Source organism: Hominisplanchenecus murintestinalis, from assembly GCF_943193015.1.
Taxonomy (GTDB): domain Bacteria; phylum Bacillota; class Clostridia; order Lachnospirales; family Lachnospiraceae; genus Hominisplanchenecus_A; species Hominisplanchenecus_A murintestinalis.
Genome location: NZ_CALPCM010000007.1, coordinates 48027 through 66735, shown reverse-complemented (window position 1 = coordinate 66735; position 18709 = coordinate 48027). Strand labels below are relative to the sequence as shown.

The window sequence follows — 18709 nt, the reverse complement described above, 5'->3', positions numbered from 1 at the left end:
CTCCTACCGTCTCAAGATCCGTTTCGCCAGGGGCTTTATCCTGTTGCGGAAATCATATTCTGCACAGGCACGCTGCAGGCCGATAAAGCTGCGCAGCTTTGCGCCTGCAGAAAGCTTCCTGTTCTCTTTCTTTCCTTCCAGGGCGTCTGAGAGCCATTGTCTGGACTCTTTTCTCTGCTTTGTAAGAATTGCATCTACCGGAGAATAATCTACGTCTGTCAGCAGTTCCCCGCACCGCAGGATATCTTTCACATCCATCACATACCGATTGGTCAGCCCCAGCGTCCCCAGCAGCGACTCAAACCGTGAACTGCCCCGCCCCGGATTTCCGATAGCGATAAACGGCTTATGGAAAAGAATTGCCATACATGTTCCATGGAAGGAATCTGTAATCACAAAATCACTGTTTTTAAAATAATACAGCCAGTCCTCCACCTGGAGATTTTCAACGGTATTCTCCAGATTAAGCCTTTCTTTATTCGCCTGGAACTTATTCTGCCATCCATCCAGCATATTTACCAGCTTCTTCCCCTTTTGCTTTGAAACATACAGCAGCGCTTCCCGCTTCTCAGGCGTGGGATCCAGAATATAGGACGCGACAAACGGTTCCTTTTCTTCTCTCCCGGATTTCTCTGTCAAATCCCCCAGCACATGAGGCTCGCACATCAGCACCGGATCCAGCACATGGACGGCTTCGACGCCAAACGTATTCCGGCAGATTTCCACACCTTCCGCTTCCCGGACAGAAACTGCGTCCATCCGGCGCATACATGCTCTTGCTTTCTTTGCAAAGGCTCTTGGCGCCAGAAATTTCCCCGATCCAAAAGAAGTAGCATAAGCAATTTTCTTCTTCGCGTCATCCACAAAGTCCAGAAAATAGCTGTGGCCGAAAATTTTGGTCACTCCATAATTCCAAATCTGATCTGAACCAAGCACAAACGCGTCGCACATCTGGTTCAGCACTCCGATTTCCGAAACATGGTAAGTCTCGCTGATGGTATAGTGTTCCTCGGCAAAACGTATCGAATGACGTCCCTTCATCCGGCCGTCATCCGGCTTAAGCCTGGGCTGATGAACCATCAGAACCCGGTAACCCATAGATTCAATTGTCTGCTCCAGCGCATAATAGGTGGCAATACTTCCATAATTGCACCCAAACCACACGCCCAGTATTCCCACATCGTAATGTTCCATTTCTTCCTCTTTCTGACGCATTGCCGCGTGACATCCAAAAAACTACTTCTTCATCCTTTTCACCGCTTTTACTACTTCCTCCGGAAGTACACGCTTTAGCCACTGCTTTGCCGCCGCTTTTTTTGAAAATTTCTGCCCGCCGGCTATCTCCACAGCCTTCTTAAATGTCTGCTTCCTGTTCTCCTCAAAAAACTTCTCCCGCCCTTCCGGTATCCGTATCTTGCTGCGGAACCGATTATGCTTCAACGCAAAGTCCAGGGGAACAGGCTCACAAAGTTTTAGCCGTGAACAAATATCCGCCCAGGCTTTCTCACCCTTCTCACTGTTGATGAGCACCAGGGAAACTCCTTTTTCACTGGCAAACCCGGGATTGTACTTGGCAATGTGCCAGAAATCACCCAGTGTCAAATCCCCCTGCCTCGGTAATGGCGCAAAACTGCACTCCCCGCAGGAAGACCGTAGCATCAGAGAACCGTGAAAGGCTCTCTCATACGCGTCATTTGCCTGATTTCCCACGATTCTCTTACCATTCTTCAATGTGGCAATGCAGTGGTTACAGTTATGCCCAAACTCTTTTGTCCGGAATTGAAAGCTTTTCAGGTTTTTTCCGTATTTTTCCGTCCGGTATTTTCGGAACACCCCGGGCGAAGGCACGCCATGACACACGACATCCACGGTAAACAGATTTTCATAATTCCGGTGCAGATATCCCTTCAATCCGGCCACCTGGCAGGGAACCCCGCTGAATAGCACATGTTTCCCTTCATCCAAAAGCTTTTTAATTTCGCGGTAAACCGTGCCTACCCGGCTCTGGACATATTTCGAACCACGCAGTTTCCCCAGTTCCTCCGCAGAACAGATAATTCTGTGTTCCGCCGAAAACTCTTCATCCATTGCCACACCGCATACACAGCCTCCTGTTTTCAGGGCCTTCTCAGCCAGAAGAGTAAAGATTCCGCCGGAAGAACTTTTCATCCGTACCTCATCCTCTGCATAAGCAGCAAAACATGCCGGCTCCTCCCTGTTGGAAAACTTCGGCGTCAGTTCCGGGCACGCTCTCACGCATTTTCCACAATTGATGCATACCTCTTCCTTCACGTGCGGATACAAAAATCCGTCCCTGTTTTCTCTCATCTCAATCGCATCCACCGGACAGCTATTGAAACATGCCGCACAGCCACAGCACCTCTCCTCCGGCAGAATCTTAATATTTTTACACACCTCAGGCATTGATACCTCCATGCCGCACACTGCGGCCCGATTCCTGCTATTTTATGCCAGCTCTTTCTCCGCCATCTCCAGGGCTGCTTCAATCACCTTATCCATATCATAATATCTGTAATTTCCCAGACGCCCGCCGAAGATTACTTTCTCCTCTTTCTCCGCCAGCGCACGATACCGGGCAAATAGTTCATTGTTCTTTTCGTCATTAATCGGGTAATACGGCTCGATTCCCGGTTTCCACTCAGAAGAATACTCCCTGGAAATCACAGTCGCCGGCTGCTTCCCAAACTCAAAATGTTTGTGCTCGATAATCCTGGTGTAAGGCACTTCCCTGTCTGTATAGTTTACCACAGCATTTCCCTGGTAATTCTCCATATCCAGCTTTTCTGTCTCAAACCGCACGGTACGGTACTCCAGGGCGCCCAGCTTATATCCGTAAAACTCATCAATCATCCCGGTAAACAACGTCTTATCTGCAATTTCAGGATTTTCTTTGATAAACGTAAAATAGTCCGTATTCAATTTCACCGGGATTCCATCCAGCATCTTCTCAACAACCGGAGTGTATCCGCCTACAGGAATTCCCTGATATCTGTCATTAAAATAATTATTGTCATACATAAAGCGGAACGGAAGCCTCTTGATGATAAATGCCGGAAGCTCCGTACAGGGACGTCCCCACTGCTTCTCCGTATAGCCCTTAATCAACTTTTCGTACACATCACGCCCAGCCAGAGAAAGCGCCTGCTCCTCAAGGTTTTTCGGCTCCGTAATATTCAGCTCGGCGCGCTGCTCTTCAATCTTCGCCTGCGCTTCCTCCGGAGTCTTGACCCCCCACATCTTACTGAACGTATTCATATTGAATGGCAGATTATACAGCTCGTCTTTGTAGACAGCCACCGGAGAATTCACATAATGGTTGAACTCCGCAAACTGATTCACATACTCCCACACCTTTTTATTGCTGGTATGGAAAATATGCGCGCCGTATTTGTGGACATGAATCCCGTCCATATCCTCACAATAAATATTTCCGGCAATATGCCCACGCTTATCAATTACCAGACATGTCTTTCCAACCTTCTTCGCTTCATGGGCAAATACCGCCCCATAAAGCCCTGCGCCCACGATTAGATAATCATATTTCATTTATGCTCTCCTTTCGTCACGAAATAATTTACGGTATATACGTTTCATCCTCCGATAACATCCGGCAGCTAAATCATGCAGAAGCTGTCCGGGCGGAAGATATTCATTCCCTTTCTCCCCCACCGGAAGAACTTCTCTCTCCAGTGCTTCCGCCAGCCATTCCAGGCATCTTGCCCTCTCCTGTTCCAGAATCCCGCGCACACGCCCGTAGTCCGGAGGCAGCAGCAGATCCTCCCTCTCCCGTATCCGGGCAGCGTCCGACACAAAACGGTTTCTCAGTCCAAACACCCTTCCCAGGGATTCAAACCTTGAAATCCCCCTTCCCTCATTCTCAATACACACAAAAGGCTTCTCATGGATAATGGCAAAACTCGCCCCATGACAGGAATCGGTAATCAGATAACGGCAATTTTCAATATAGTACAGCCAATCCTCCACCTGGAGATTCTCTGCCGCCGGATACAGCCCAAGCTTCTCCCTGTTCACCTCAAAATTCGCCATCGTGCCGTCCAGCATCACCACAAGCGGGAGCGCCAGCCTTTCTGATAGATACTCCGCCGCCGCCTTCTTCTCCGGGTTTCCGTCCAGGATATATACAGCAATAAAATCCCCTGCCACCAAAGGATTCCTCTTTGCCTCTGATTTTCCTGCCAGAACACTGTAAATCTCCCTGTCGGGAAGAAACACCGGATCCAGTACCCTGGCTGCCTGCAGTCCGAACGTATGGTTCACTACGCCAACTGCATCTTCCTCCCGGACAGAAATGGCGTCAAACTTCCTCAAATAGCTCTTTGTCACCGCCACCTCTTCCTCTGGGGCAAAAAATCCCGGATGCCCGAAAGATGCCGCATACGAAAGCCTGCGCTTATCATCATCCAAAAAATGAAAAAACATCCCTCCCCGGTAATGTCGGCAAATGCCATAATTCCACACCTGGTCAGACCCCATCACAAAGGTATCCGCATATGCGTTTAACTCCCGCATTTCGCCAAAGCCAAATACCGGAGTAATCGCTTCATAATGTTCCTTCGCAAACCTTCTTCCATGAGAATGGTAGATTGGAGCGTCCGGTTTAAACCCCGGACGGTCTATCATCGTAACCGAATACCCCAAATCCTTTATTGTGCGGTAAAGGGCATAGTAAGTCATGATACTGCCATAGTTCCAGCTCCACCACAGGCCAAATACCGCTACGTCACGCTTCTCTATATCACCCAAAACAATACTCCTTTACAGTTCAAGGTACTTTCTCCAGAAATCCAGGTTCGCCATCTCTCTATAACGCTCCTGATAAGATTTCTTCGCCGCCTCATATTCTTTATCCATCCGCCGCATAACTTTAAACAGGTTTCTGTAACACTGTACCATACGTTTAAAGCTTCTCTTTGTAGACACGGAATTTCCCGCCGCATCTGTCATGATTGTCTCCGACAGACGGAACATTTTGTAAATATTGTTATAGGGCGGAACTACAGGCACCTTGCCCTTCTTTGCCGGAAGAATATAGCCATTAATAAAAATCAGGTGGCAAAGCTTTTTCCACACCGGAATAAAGTCCGACTTATCCGGCGTAATCAGCTTCTCCCAATCATAATCTTCTTCTGTGATTCCTTTATATCCGATATATTCTTCTTTCGGCTTTGCCTGATAATTCAGCTTACAGATTTCTGCATGGAGCTCGACAGGCTCCTGGCGCATAAACCAGTCGGCGCCTTTTAAGAAATCCTCCACGCCGCGCAGATTCAAATCTGCATATTTATAACGATATTTCGCAATATTCGAACTGGCCCATTTCAGCAGCAGCCGCTTCATCTTCTTTGCCCCGTAGTCCGGGCAATGCACCGCATTTACAATACAGTGGTTCCGGATATCATAATACTCCAGCGGCCCGGAAACCTTATTTTCAAAAGCCTCGTGCCATACGCCCACACCGTTCAGGTAAATAAATCCTTTCCCTGTCCGCAGCCCATACTCCACATCATCCCTGTGAATAAACAGCGGCAGCGGCAGATTTTCTTTACTGATCACGCTCAGCGGAATACAGCAGTACCACCAGCCCGCATATTCTACTTTTTCCGACTCATCTTCATTTAGGAGAAGCACTTTCACTTCCCGCAAATCCACTTTGTGTTTCAGAGCCTCAATAGCCCCCTGGTTCCACTGCGCTCCCTCCTCATACTGGAGATAAGGCTTGTTCAACTGGATAATAGAACCAGCCAGAGTATAGTCTTGGTATTCCTCTTTCAGAACAGATAAAAAACTATAGGTAACTTCCAGGCTCGCAGGCTCTATCATGGCATCGTCGTCCATTAAAAGCACATGGCTGATGTCCCTCTGCTTCGCAAGGCTCATCGCCTCAATGATTCCCCGCGTAAAGCCTCCCACGCCCCCGGCATTCTTATTGGGAGAAACTTTCACAATCGTGCCGTCTGCTATGGAAGTATCCAGAGTCTTTGCATTATCTGAAATATGGACATACAAATGACGGTAAAGCGGAGACTCCGGATTTTCTAAAATCTGCTCCTTCAGCAGGTTCAAATTCCTGTACACATATTCCTCACGTTTAAAAGTGCAGATATCTACCATGATATTCACATTCAGATTCGCAGGCATCAGCTTTTCATTCACATAACGCCCTCCGAAAATCATGCCGTCCTCTGCCAGGGAAAGGCAGCGCATGGCAAAGATTCCCTCTTCTCTGCAGTTTCCAAAATCAAACGCCTCCTGTGTCCTCCCGGCGCTTGAAATTTCACGGTTTTCCAGAATTTCTTCTTTTACTTCCCCACTCTGCAGATATTGATACACCAGTTCTACAGAAAATGTCCCCTGAAATTCCAGAATAAGCTGCACTTTATCCACAACCGTATATTTCCGCCATTTTCCCGTTGAAAAGCCATTAAAATACGTGTCAAAACCGACACTTCCATTCAACCCAAATCTCAGGCTTCCATCCGGCTCTGCCGATACCTTGCCATCCCTGCGGTAATACAGCTTTTCTTCCGACTCTATCACAGATGGCAGCAAAATCCTTTTTAAATCCATACCTTAACCTCCAGCAGCCTTTATCAAGCCGTAATTTATCGTTTCTTTTTCTTTTTGGCAGCATTTATATCATGCTCCAGCTCCTGATATGCGTCGCACACTTCATGCACCCCGCCGCTCATCACAGCTTCGCCCTTATCCAGCCACAGCGCATGGTCGCACAAATCCCGCACCTGTTCCAGGTTATGGGACACAAAAAGCAGCGTCGTTCCTCCGGAAAGCATCTCCTGCATCCTCTTCTGGCATTTTTTCCGGAACAGGAAATCCCCGACCGCCAGCACCTCATCTACAATCAGGATATCCGGTTTTACCATAGTTGCCACGGAAAATCCCAGCCTTGCCTTCATACCGGAAGAATAATTCTTAATTGGGGAATCCAGAAAATCTCCGATATCTGCAAAGTCCACAATATCATCAAAATGCTCCTGCATAAACTTCTCGGAGTGCCCCAGCACCGCCCCGTTCATAAAAATATTTTCCCGCGCAGTCAGATTTGCATCAAATCCTGCACCCAGCTCAATCAACGGCGCAATGCCCCCTCTTATGGTAATTGTTCCCTTATATGGCTTCATAATACCACTGATGGCCTTCAAAAGCGTAGATTTTCCGGAACCGTTGGTACCAATCAGCCCCCAGGCTTCCCCCCGCTTCACTTTCAGGGAGACGTCCTTGACTGCCAGGAACTCCTGAAACAGCAGTTCTCGTTTAAGCATATGGATAACGTACTCTTTCAGATTATCCACGCCCTGCCTTGACTTATTAAACCGGATGGTCACATGATCCACATCAATGATATATTCCTTATCTTTCATCTCTTTTTTCCCTCACCTTAAATATAGAGAATAAATTTATCCTGGCTCTTCTTAAACACCGTAATTCCAATCGCAAACATCACGACTGCTATCAGCCAGCCGCCCCAGAAGATACGCGGTCCCGGAAACTGCCCGTTGCATACCATATCACGGAACTGCGCCACATAATAATACATAGGATTAAAACCCTTAACAAAGAACCGTATGTTCTCCGGAAGCTGCTGAATCGGATAGAAAATCGGCGTCAGGTACATCCATGCCGTAGTCACTGCCTTATAGATATGCTGTACATCCCGGAAGAACACATTCATAGACGCCAAAAGAAAACCAAGGCCGCAGCAGAACAAATAAAGCTGTATCATAACCAGCGGCGTACAGAGAATATAAGGCGTCACCGAAGCCCTGGTGCAAATCATTACAATTACGAGAGCGCCCAGTGAAAACACAAAATCCACCAAAGAGCTTGTCACCTTTGCCAAGGTGAAAATGTACTTGGGAACATAACACTTTTTCAGCAATGCCCCATTCCCGATAATAGAGCGCATCGCCGCATTGGTCGATGAGGTCATAAACTCAAAAATCGTCCGTCCGGTAATCAGATAGACCGGATAGTTCACGATACTTTTCCCTCTGTCAAACATATTTGAAAATACCAGCGTCATAATAATCATAATCAGCAGCGGATTCAGGATACTCCACACATACCCCAGGACGCTCCTCCGGTATTTCAGCTTTACATCACGCTTTACCAGCTGCTTGAGCAAGTCTTTATATTGGAAAAACACATGAACTCTTTCCTGCCAAATACTCATTTCTTCAACCCTTCCTTTATCTTAAATGTCAGCCTGGCCGCATAATACGCCCGGTAATCTGTTTTCCTCAGAAACAATACCGCCCGGTTTCTCACCGCCTGGTAAATCTTCGGGTACTTCTCCAAAAGCCCCCTGTCAAACTCCCGCATCTGCAGCGGAATTTTCCTGCTGCATGGAAAACTCAGGAATATCTTAAACCTGCTGGCTGCCATCCGCGCAATAATATTTTCCAGATAAACCATCACGCACGCCGGCGCTCTCTTCTGCCTCTGCTCATCATAAAAGCCCAGAAGACGCTGCAGAACCCTGTCATAATTTTCTGCGTTTTTCCTCATGCTTTTCATATTCATGCTTTGTCCCGGAAGCCCTACACGATACATGTACACAACCGCATCAATGCACGTAACCGTGCGGATTAACGGCACCGGAAACAGCACATATTCCATATCTACATAGAAACAATGCTCGTCAATCGGCGGAATCCCCCGCAGCATTTCTGTCCGCATCGTCATCCCATGCATTTTCATAAATATTCTACCACTAATCTCAGAAAATTGGTACTCTTTTCCATAAATAACCCCGGCAAATGGCTCCGCAAACTCCGGCTTTTTCCGGCCGTCCTTCTCGCGCACCCAGTAATAGTTCGAAAACACCACATCCGAAGTACAGCCTTTCAGACAGTCCATCAGACGCAGAAAAGCCTCCCGCTCCACCCAGTCGTCGCCGTCCACTACCTTAAAGTACTTTCCGGAAGCCTCCAAAAGCCCTCGGTTAATCGTGGAACCGTGTCCGCCGTTCTCTTTATTTATGACACGAAAAGAATTTGGATAGCGCTTTTCGTACGCCGCCGCCAAGTCGGCAGAACGGTCTTTCGAACCGTCGTTGACGATTAGAACCTCCAAATCCTCCAGAACCTCCGGAATCACAAACGAATCCAGACAGTTTTCAATATATTTTTCAATGTTATAGGCGGGTATCACCACCGTAAGTATTTTTTTCATAAACCATCTCCAGAGGAAGTGCTAAAGCCTCACTCCTCACGCCTTCTTTTCAGCCGCAGAATCCCTTCCTTTAAAGCACAGGGCAGGCACATAACAGCTTTCCCCACCTTGTAGGATGTAGAGCCCTTCACATTTTCAAGCTCCGCCTGCAGACGCTCAATCTCCCAGTCCTTTTCTATGCCCACCCGGTAAATCCGCTCTTCATAAACATAGGCATGACGGTCTCTCAGCAGAATCTTCACAAGCTCCCATTCTTCGGGAGTAAATACCTCTGCTTCCAGCTCATCGTTTTTGTCCGCCTCAAGAAACTCCTTCTGAAACCGCTCCATGTACATATCCCGGTATTCCTCTCCTACCCGGTAGAGAGCCGCGATATAATTGTGATACCGCTTAAAGTTATAAATCCCCATATAGCGCTTCTTAAACTCCGGGTGCGCGTTCAGGAAATCCAGGATAAACGCATATTCATCATTCATACAGAACACCTTCTCCCGGCTGTGAACCGAAGAGTTGGGGTTGTCACGGCGGTTCCTGTAATACGGCCTGTCTACAAAATAAATCCTCTTCGCAAAGCAGAACGTCTGAAACCAGAAACCGTTGTCCTGAAACGAAGCTCCCGGCGTCTCATTATGGCGGATATGATGCTCTTCCAGAAAGCTTCTCCGGTAAATGCCGCTCCAGGTATTCATCAGAGCCTTAAACATATCCGGTTCATCCTTTGGGTCAATCACACGCCCATACAGAGAATCCACGGAAGTCAGGCGGTTATACCGGAATTCCCTCTTCCCATCTTCCCCGGTAACAAAACGGTAAAAGTCTGCCTTGATAATATCAAGGTTCTTTTCCTTCGCCGTCCGATAAAGCTTTTCATACATATCTTCCTTCACATAATCGTCCGGCTCCAGAATTCCCACATACTCTCCCGTACACGCGTCCAGCCCCCGGTTCATAGCTTTTCCGTAGCCCCCATTCGGCCCGTCCAGGATTTTCACCCTGTCATCCTTCGCAGCATACTGCTTTAAAATCTCAAGCGACGAGTCTGTAGAACCGTCATTCACACAGACAAACTCCATATCCTGCAGCGTCTGCCCCAGCAGGCTATCCATACACTCCGCGAGATATTTCTCTACATTATAAGTAGGTACAACTACCGATACCTTTGGCATTTTCCTCTCCTCCCGGACTGTCTCAGCCCCTTTTCACCGCTCTCTTTATCTTTCCCGGCAATGCCGTGATGACTTTCCCCGTACGGAACGTCGCAGAATCTTTTACCGCCCTGTTTTCATCCTTCAACTCTTCGATCCGGCGCTGCTTCTCCTTATTCTCTTCTGCCAGTCTCCTGTTTTCCCCGAGAAGATATCCGATGCAGGAGCGTTCCCGCATCGCACCCAGCCTGTCATACAGCTCCGGCTGCGCATAATACTCTCTGCCGTGGGAAAAGAAGCCAAAGCGCTCGCTGCATTCTCCGCACAGCAAATCATACACCTTTTCATACGCAGAGCCTTCAATCGTATCCAGGTTCCAAAAGCAAAAGTGAAGCGCCCAGTTTACAAATCCTTTTTCCAGTTTTCCATATACGCCCATCTTCCTCAGCTCATCCTGCAGCGCCTTACACGCCTCATAAAAACAGTTCCAGGACTTCTCCCTAGTCGCCGACAGAGAGCCTTTCACATGGATTCTGTGGTGAACCAGAAGCTCCTCCACGATACAGATTTTCTCTGCCTTCACCAAAGACGAGAACACAAAATACAAATCATTCGAGGTGCGCAGCTCCTGAAATTTCAGTTCTGCCGCCTCCACAAACTCCCTACGGTACAGCTTATCCCATGCCCATCCCACGGCAAACGTAAAAATCCGATCCGGCATGTCCCGCCAGCAAAATGGGTTCTTTCCAGGCAGCTGCCCGCGCTTAATGGAATAGTCCATCTGTATATAATTCTCTAACGTATCATCATATCTGTCTCCCCGGAAGATCGTAACATCCGCCTGCGTCTCCCCGGCACGCCTGTAAGCCTTCTCCAGCATCTCCGGCTCATAGAAATCATCCGAATCCAGAAAAATCAGATATTCGCCGCATGCCCTCTCCATTCCCCTGTTTCTGGCAGCCGCCGCACCGTGGTTTTCCCCGGTAAGCACCTGCACCCGGCTGTCGCTGCGCTCATACTCACGCAAAATCCCCAGACTGCCGTCCGCAGAGCCGTCGTCTATGCATATGACCTCAATTTCCTTCAGCGTCTGCCCCAAAATACCATCCATGCACTGCGGCAGGTAGCGTTCCACATTATACACGGGCAGAACCACCGACACCTTTATTTTATCCGACATTTCGCACTTCCTCACTTATGCCGCCTATTCTACCATATGCCGAAAGTATCTGTCAAACATGAGTTAAATATTCGCCGGCAGGTATCACTTTCTGCAGCCAAAAAGAATAAATGTACCTCTCTTTCACTCTCTTCCCCGTCATCCTCTCCAGCGCCTGCGCATAATACTCCAATTGGATGCCATATTTATCTGCCAGGTAACCTACGCGTCCTTCCGGCACGTAATCCGTCTTGTAGTCTACCAGGACGATTTCATCCCCTTCATAAAAATACGCGTCGATAATCCCCTGTACCAGCACCATGTCGTCCCCCGTCCAGCTCTCCCGTATTTCGTCCGCATGAACGCCCAGGACAAACTGCTGCTCCCGGCAGAGTTTTCCGCCTGCGGCCGCCTGCTTCATCCGCTGTCCCAGGGGGCTCCGCAGAAAACGGACGATTTTCGGCACGTCAATCACTTCTGTTTCTTTTTCCGTAAGCTTTCCTTCTGCACATAGCCGCGCCAGCTGTTTCCCTACATCCTTTACCGTCTCTCCCATACTATAATCCAGGTTCTCCAGAAATTTATGATAAATCGTTCCTTTCGCCGCACCCTGTGCTTCCTGCTCTTCACTGACGAATTTCGGAAGCAGCGGCACCACATCAGGCTCTGTAAATACTTCGTACATTCCCTCTCTGTCTGCCGTCTGCTTCATGCTCTTTAGTTCAGACACTGTAATTTTCCCGTAGATATCCATGCTGTCTTTCCAGAAATACTCCGCGTCAAATGCGGCTTTCAAATGAATCCTCATAGGCTCACTGTACACGCAGTCCGTGTCCCACTGAAGCAAAGTTTCCTTTGTCCAGCGGCTCTTAATCTGATGCAGCGCCTCCTCTTTTGCCAAATCTCCGATAGACAATACCCTCACCGCATAAGAAGCTTCCGGCGTGGAAATATCTATTCCCATTCCTGCTTCTGTCTCCGAAAATCCCTGCTCCTGAGACTGCATCAACAGCGCGGGCATTACCCAGTCCAGATAAGAGCCGGCCTCCGAACGCACGCCAAAGGGCAGAGTATCCCCATAAAAATGACGCCACTTCTTCATGCGGTTCTCCAGCTTTGCCGCGCCGGTAAGAATCAGCTTTTCCTTCGCCCTGGTCAGCGCCACGTAAAGCACCCGCAGCTCTTCTCCCAAATTGTCATTAATAAGCTGCCGCTGAATGGCTTTCTTTAAAAGGGTCGGTGCTTTGATGCGCAGCTCTGCGTCGATAAAATCACAGCCAATCCCATAATCCGGATGCAGCGCAAGCTTCCCCCGGCTGTCCTGCCTGTTAAACGCTTTATTCATCCCCGCTGCAAATACAATCGGGAACTCCAGCCCTTTGCTCTTATGGATGCTCATGATACGCACCGTATCCTCTTCTTCCCCCAGGATATTCGCCTCCCCATAGTCCACGTCATACTTGCGGAGCTGCTCAATATAGCGGACAAAATTAAACAGTCCCCGGTAGCTGGTGTTCTCATAAGCCATCGCCTTCTCTGCCAGCATATCCAGATTCGCCCGCCGCTGCTCCCCGCCGGGCATCGCCGCCGCATATTCGCCATACCCTGTCTTTTCCAAAATGTACCACAGCAGTTCATGCATCGCCGTATAAGGCACGCGCCGCCGGAAGTCCCCCAGCATTTCATAAAAGTCTTTCAATTTTCCCTTAAGCGCTTCGTCCTCTCCATCTTCCGCATACTTTCTGCATACTTCGGAAAATGTGCCCTCCGCACAGCAGCTCCGTATCTGCGCCAGCTCCCTGTCCGTCACGCCCACAATCGGGGAATGCAGTACTGCCGTCAGCGGAAGATCCTGCTCCGGGTTATCCACGACCTTTAAAAGCGCCAGCACCGTCTGGATTTCCACCGCAGAAAAGTAACCTGAACGCGAGCCTGTATAAGCCGGAATCCCCATATTGCCCAGTATCCCCGCCATCGTATCTGCCCAGCCGGAAACAGTCCGCAGCAAGATAACAATGTCCCGGTACTGTGCCGGACGGTATTTTCCCGTCGCTTTATCCAGCACCTGCGTCTTTCCCACCAGCTCCTGAATCCGCTGCCCGATCATCCTCGCCTCCAGCTCTACCGCTGTCTCTCCGGACTCTTCGACTGCCTCTTCCTCCGCCCCCAAATCCAGCAGAAGTACCTCCGTATCCATATCTTCCCCTCCCCCTTCGGGAAAAGATGCTCCCGGATACAGAGCCGCCGCATCGTCATAGCGGATATTTCCCAGATTCTCCGCCATAATCCGGCGGAAGATTCCGTTCACCCCCGCCAGCACCTGGCTGCGGCTGCGGAAGTTTTTATGCAGTTCTACTTTCTGGTCAAGGGACTCCTCCGTGGTATACGCCGCATATTTTTCCATAAAAAGTTCCGGCCTCGCCAGACGGAAGCGGTAGATGCTCTGTTTCACATCCCCCACCATGAAAACATTGTGGACTCCTCTCTGCCGCCTGGAAACACTGGTCAGAATATATTCCTGCACCAGATTACTGTCCTGGTACTCATCAATCATGATTTCCTCAAATGCATCCGCAAACTGGCCTGCGGCATCCGTAGGCGCCGCCTTTCCATCCTCCTCACGCACCAGGATTTCCAGCGCCATATGCTCCAAATCATTAAAGTCCAGCAGGTTCCGCTCCCTCTTCTTCGCTGCAAACCGCCCGTGGAATTCCTCTGCCAGCCCCAACAGCACCTCCATCTGTTCCCGGCTTTCCCTGATATCCTCTGCCATCGCCTCCGGGCTCTGGTAAAAATACTGCTCCTGCAGGGATTTCATATATTTCTTCACCTGCTCCCGGATTTCTTTTACCTGTTCTCTTTTCTCCTCCGAAACTGCAGCATCCTTTTTCGCTGAAAGCCTGGAAAATGCGCCCAGATTACAAAATGCATCCGCATATTCCACATACGTCCCGGCGCTCTGACATTCCTGCACTGTCACCAAATCATCCAGAAGCGCCGCTTCATACATGTAAGGCCCGTCGCTTTCCCGGCAGATTTCAAGCGCCTGCCGGACATTCGCCTCACACTCTTCCAGCAGCAGCCCCACATTTTCCAGCAACGGCCGCATCCAGACGGCATGTTCCAGCCCCTGTACATCTTCAATTTCATACGCCCGCCTGCACTCCTCCAGCCATTTCAACGGCCAGGGATAGCTCATAGAGAAATCATAAATCGTAAAAATCAAATCCGCCAGCCCTGCGTCGTTCTTCCCTGTGGCGTAGCTCTCTACAAACTTCAGATATCTCCTGTCTTCCCGCACCTTCGCGTAAAAATCTTCCAAAAGTTCCTCCACCACATCATTGCGCAGAAGCTTCATCTCCCCGTCATCCCCGATACGGAAATTCGGGTCTAAGTCTATCGTGTGGAAATAGTTTCCGATTACATGCCGGCAGAAGCTGTGAATCGTAGTAATCTGCGCGTGATGCACCAGCGTAAGCTGTCTCTGCAGATGTATGTTTCCAGGTTCCTCCGCCAGTTTCTTTCCGATAGCATTCCGAATCCTCTCCTTCATCTCCCCCGCCGCCGCATTTGTAAACGTCACAATCAGCAGCCTGTCAATATCTACCGGATGCGCCCTGTCCATAATCATCGTGAGAATGCGCTCTACCAGCACTGCGGTTTTTCCCGAACCTGCCGCCGCAGACACCAGGATATTCCTGTTTCTCAGTTCAATCACCTGCTGCTGCTCTTTCGTCCATGATACTCCCATCTTTTACGCCTCCTCACCGATTTTCTTCCAGATATCCTCCGGCTTATATTCCCGCAGCCTGCGGAATTTCGTGCCGGGGACTTTCGCATCAAACCCGCATACCTCCCGGTAAGTGCAGTAGTCACACGCCGTCCGTCCTTTCCTCTCGTAAGGCTCCGCGTCCGTTTCGCCCGACAGGATACGCCTGCCGATATCCCGCATCTTCTCATTGACAAATGCGGACAGCTCTTCAAACTGCCGGCGCTGCGCCACCGCCGAATACCTGGAAAATCCGCTTTTTGTGTAAGACACTGGAATCACATCAGAAGATTTCTTTTCCCCCGCTCCCAGTCCCCTGTCCATGCTCCTGACAATCTCATCATCGCTGTTCACCAGCCCGTCAAGCTTCAGTTTTTTCAGAATTTCCCTGTTAATCTGTGCCGGAGATGCCTCCTCGCCTCTCTCCAGCATCGGGTCCTGCATCCGGTAATAGAAAATCCCGGCAGGCACAATATCTTTATCCGGGTACACCCGCTTTTCCAGCTCCAGCGCCGCATTCATATATACCACCAGCTGCAGCTGCAGTCCATAGTAAAGCGCCACCATATCAAATTCGGTATTTCCCGACTTGTAATCAATGACTTTCACATAAACCTGATCTTCTTTCTCACAGGTATCGATACGGTCGATACGCCCGCGCAGCCGCATCTTCTCTTCTTCCGACAAGGCAATATTTACAGAATCTAAATCCCCCGCCATAGAAAAGCTCACCTCATAACTCCCAGGTACAAATTCCCCCGCGCGAATCTGTTCGCAGAGCGCCCACACCGTCCGCTGCATAATGCGCTTCATCCTGTCAATGACATAGGCGTTCCGCGCGCTGCTGTAAAGGACTCTGCTCTCGTCCTTCCCCACAGCTTCCTCCACACATTCTTCCGTCCACTGCTCCCTTACCTTTTCAGGAATATCAAACCATGTATAACTGCTTCTGCTTATCCTCTCCGAAAACAGCTCTATCACCTTATGGAAAATATTCCCCATATCCACAGGCTGGAAGGTATACTCTTCCCTTTCCTCCAGTTTCAGTCCGTACATCAGAAAATGTGAAAATGCACACGCCGCGAACCGTTCCAGCCGGCTCACGCTGTTCTCAAGCACGCTGCCGTAGAGAGCCCTGGCGATTTCTTTTCCCAGTCCTTCGTCTGCCCATGTTAGAAATACGGCTTCCGCCAGCCTCTCCACTCTGCCGCGGTACTCCTCCTGCCGCAGATACCAGCTGTACAGCTCCGCCCATTCCATATCCAGTTTTCCGTCTTTCAGCTCCTTCATCCCCTGAATCAGATAAGGAAACCCGTTTCCGGGCGCGGCTATCCTCTCTCTGCTCCATCCCTGCGCATCTTCGTCCACGACGCGGATTCCCGGATACATCCCGCGGATATTATCAATAATATAAGACGGACGCATCGCTCCTCCATCCGTTTTTGACTTGCTGTAGGAAAGGCGGAGCCAGCCGCTGGGCTTCGTCAGATTCTGGTATAGATAAAAACGCTGAATATATCCGTTTTCTCTGGCTCCGGGCGCCAGCTCCACGCCGCACCCCTCCAGTGAATCCCTGTCCGTCTCAGAAAGGATTCCCGACTTCTCCGCAGCCTTCGGCACCCATCCGTCATTCAGCCCCAGGAAAATCAACGCCCGGATATCTTTCAGCCTTGTTCTCTCAATGTCCCCCACTACAACCCTGTCTGCGGTAGGCGGGATAATCCCCACCCGCGCTTCTTCAAACCCGGATTCCAGAATTTCCGTATACTCCTTTAACGTCATCGGCTCATCGCCGAGCAAATCCACGATTTTGTCCAGAAGTCCAATCACAATCCCATAAATCTGGCTGTACTCCTTCGCCGCATCCAGATTTCCTTCCCTGGTAAACCGCTGCTCATATACCGCCAGCTGCTCCTGGATTTCATGGGCGGCAATCAGACGATACAACGCCTCGGTTTTCGCCCGCGCATCCGTTTTCCTGTCCTTCATCACCTGAAGGAAAGGCAGCAGCGGCTCCATGATTTCCTCCCTCAGCGCATTGCATCGGGCCGTCTGCTCCCCGTCCAGCCGCCGGGTGGGGCGTTCCCATACCTCTTTCCAGGATCGGATGCTCCTCTTCCCCGAAGCTATCACATAGTTTTCCAGCAAATCAATTTCTTCCCCGGAAAATCCGCAGAGCCCCGTCCTGAGATAGCGGAATACACTTTCATAACTAAAATTACGCGCCGCCATCTCCAGCGCCGCGCGGATATATTCAATAAACGGATTCAGAAGAATCGTTTTTGTCTCATCAATAAAACATGGTATCCCATACTCGCCAAAGATCCGGCGCGCATACTCGCCGTAAGACGCCAAGTCCCCGGTAATCACTGCAATATCCTGATAACGGCAGCCCTCCCTGCGCACCAAGGAGAGAATCTCACGGGCGGCAAAATGTACTTCCTCCACCGCGTTTTTGGACACATGAAGCGTAACGGCGTCCTGCTCCTCCCGGAAACAAGCTCCGTCATGCCGCAGAAAGTGCTGTTCCAGAAATCCAAGAGCCGGAGCGTTCCGAAACCGTGGCGAACCATCCTTCCCGAGAATGACCGGTTCTCCGATTTCTGTGCCTGTCTCTTTTGCAATATCCACAAGCGTATGTATCGTTTTCTTGCTCAAATAAAACAGCTCGTGCATTCCTCCCACGCGCCAGGGATTTTCCCGCGCATCCAGCGTAACTGTCATAAGAACCTCGTCCGCCAGCTGAAACAGTTCCCGCAGGAACTTCTGCTGGATGGGTGTAAACCCTGTAAACCCATCCAGCAGCACCGTACAGCCTTGGAGGATTCCTGATTTTCCCGCCACATCACAGAGCACCCCCAGAATTTCCTCAGAGGTAATATAAGACTCCTTCAGTTTTTCCCGAAACGCCCCGTAAAGCACCTGGATATCTTTCAGCTTATAATATAACCCCGGCTTCTTCTCCACAAACCGAAGCATCCCGTCAAGCTGCTCCATCGTCACATCATACTGTGTCAGCTCAGAGATTACGGATTTCATCTCAGTAATATACCCCAGTTTACTCAGGTTCGCCTTCAAAACCCTGAGATTTTCCTGCTGTTCAATCGCTGTTTTCCTAAGCAGCAGGTTCTTCCCCGTCTCTTCCAGAACCGTGCGCCTGTCTGCCCCCACTTCCGCAAACACCCGGTAAGCAAGACGCTGAAAGCTCAGCACATCAATATTCAGTATCCCTTTCTGCGGATGCAGGCTCACCAGCTCTTTCTGGGTCTGCATGGAAAACTGCTCCGGCACGATAACCAGAAAATCCTGCTGCGGGTATTCCATAGATTTCTTAATGATTCTCTCATATGCATACCGGGATTTTCCACTCCCGGAATTTCCCAAAATAAATGTAAACGGCAT

The 18709-nt window shown here is 49.7% G+C and carries 12 protein-coding genes; all 12 read right to left on the bottom strand.

Annotated elements, in window-relative coordinates:
• Positions 1-3 precede the first annotated feature (3 nt).
• The 12 genes from NFR99_RS04565 to addB are packed head-to-tail and all read right to left on the bottom strand — an operon-like array spanning position 4 to position 18709.
• Positions 4-1215 (bottom strand): polysaccharide pyruvyl transferase family protein, encoded by a 1212-nt coding sequence (locus tag NFR99_RS04565; protein ID WP_251352934.1) that lies wholly within the window; start codon positions 1213-1215, stop codon positions 4-6.
• Between the two features lie 21 nt (positions 1216-1236).
• A complete protein-coding gene (locus NFR99_RS04560; RefSeq protein ID WP_168354723.1) occupies positions 1237-2424 on the bottom strand; it encodes a Coenzyme F420 hydrogenase/dehydrogenase, beta subunit C-terminal domain in 1188 nt (395 codons plus the stop codon).
• Between the two features lie 42 nt (positions 2425-2466).
• Complete coding sequence (gene glf / locus NFR99_RS04555; protein WP_251352932.1) at positions 2467-3567, bottom strand: UDP-galactopyranose mutase; 1101 nt, start codon at positions 3565-3567, stop codon at positions 2467-2469.
• Complete coding sequence (locus NFR99_RS04550; protein ID WP_135975038.1) at positions 3568-4785, bottom strand: polysaccharide pyruvyl transferase family protein; 1218 nt, start codon at positions 4783-4785, stop codon at positions 3568-3570.
• Between the two features lie 12 nt (positions 4786-4797).
• Positions 4798-6609, bottom strand: a complete 1812-nt coding sequence (locus NFR99_RS04545) for a glycosyltransferase (RefSeq protein WP_120481391.1) — start codon at positions 6607-6609, stop codon at positions 4798-4800.
• 35 nt (positions 6610-6644) lie between these two features.
• Positions 6645-7421 carry an ABC transporter ATP-binding protein gene (locus NFR99_RS04540; RefSeq protein ID WP_120481390.1) on the bottom strand — a complete coding sequence of 259 codons (777 nt, stop codon included), beginning with the start codon at positions 7419-7421 and terminating at the stop codon, positions 6645-6647.
• Positions 7422-7438: 17 nt separating this feature from the next.
• Positions 7439-8233, bottom strand: coding sequence for an ABC transporter permease (locus NFR99_RS04535; protein WP_120481389.1), 795 nt, complete (start codon positions 8231-8233; stop codon positions 7439-7441).
• Entirely contained in the window at positions 8230-9234 is a 1005-nt protein-coding gene (locus NFR99_RS04530; protein ID WP_251352930.1) for a glycosyltransferase family 2 protein, read from the bottom strand. Before NFR99_RS04530 ends, NFR99_RS04535 begins: the two co-directional genes overlap by 4 nt.
• Before the next feature lie 29 nt (positions 9235-9263).
• On the bottom strand, positions 9264-10400 hold the full coding sequence (locus NFR99_RS04525; protein ID WP_251352928.1) for a glycosyltransferase: 1137 nt from the start codon (positions 10398-10400) through the stop codon (positions 9264-9266).
• A gap of 22 nt (positions 10401-10422) precedes the next feature.
• Positions 10423-11559, bottom strand: coding sequence for a glycosyltransferase family 2 protein (locus NFR99_RS04520; protein ID WP_251352926.1), 1137 nt, complete (start codon positions 11557-11559; stop codon positions 10423-10425).
• Between the two features lie 52 nt (positions 11560-11611).
• Positions 11612-15289: a helicase-exonuclease AddAB subunit AddA gene (gene addA, locus NFR99_RS04515; protein WP_251352925.1), complete on the bottom strand. Its 3678-nt coding sequence runs from the start codon at positions 15287-15289 to the stop codon at positions 11612-11614.
• Positions 15290-15292: 3 nt separating this feature from the next.
• A complete protein-coding gene (addB, locus tag NFR99_RS04510; protein WP_251352923.1) occupies positions 15293-18709 on the bottom strand; it encodes a helicase-exonuclease AddAB subunit AddB in 3417 nt (1138 codons plus the stop codon).

Coding starts and splice junctions, on each gene's coding strand:
- NFR99_RS04565 (WP_251352934.1), bottom strand. CDS start 1,215: ATGCGTCAGAAAGAGGAAGAAATGGAACATTACGATGTGGGAATACTG.
- NFR99_RS04560 (WP_168354723.1), bottom strand. CDS start 2,424: ATGCCTGAGGTGTGTAAAAATATTAAGATTCTGCCGGAGGAGAGGTGC.
- glf (WP_251352932.1), bottom strand. CDS start 3,567: ATGAAATATGATTATCTAATCGTGGGCGCAGGGCTTTATGGGGCGGTA.
- NFR99_RS04545 (WP_120481391.1), bottom strand. CDS start 6,609: ATGGATTTAAAAAGGATTTTGCTGCCATCTGTGATAGAGTCGGAAGAA.
- NFR99_RS04540 (WP_120481390.1), bottom strand. CDS start 7,421: ATGAAAGATAAGGAATATATCATTGATGTGGATCATGTGACCATCCGG.
- NFR99_RS04535 (WP_120481389.1), bottom strand. CDS start 8,233: ATGAGTATTTGGCAGGAAAGAGTTCATGTGTTTTTCCAATATAAAGAC.
- NFR99_RS04530 (WP_251352930.1), bottom strand. CDS start 9,234: ATGAAAAAAATACTTACGGTGGTGATACCCGCCTATAACATTGAAAAA.
- NFR99_RS04525 (WP_251352928.1), bottom strand. CDS start 10,400: ATGCCAAAGGTATCGGTAGTTGTACCTACTTATAATGTAGAGAAATAT.
- NFR99_RS04520 (WP_251352926.1), bottom strand. CDS start 11,559: ATGTCGGATAAAATAAAGGTGTCGGTGGTTCTGCCCGTGTATAATGTG.
- addA (WP_251352925.1), bottom strand. CDS start 15,289: ATGGGAGTATCATGGACGAAAGAGCAGCAGCAGGTGATTGAACTGAGA.
- addB (WP_251352923.1), bottom strand. CDS start 18,709: ATGCCGTTTACATTTATTTTGGGAAATTCCGGGAGTGGAAAATCCCGG.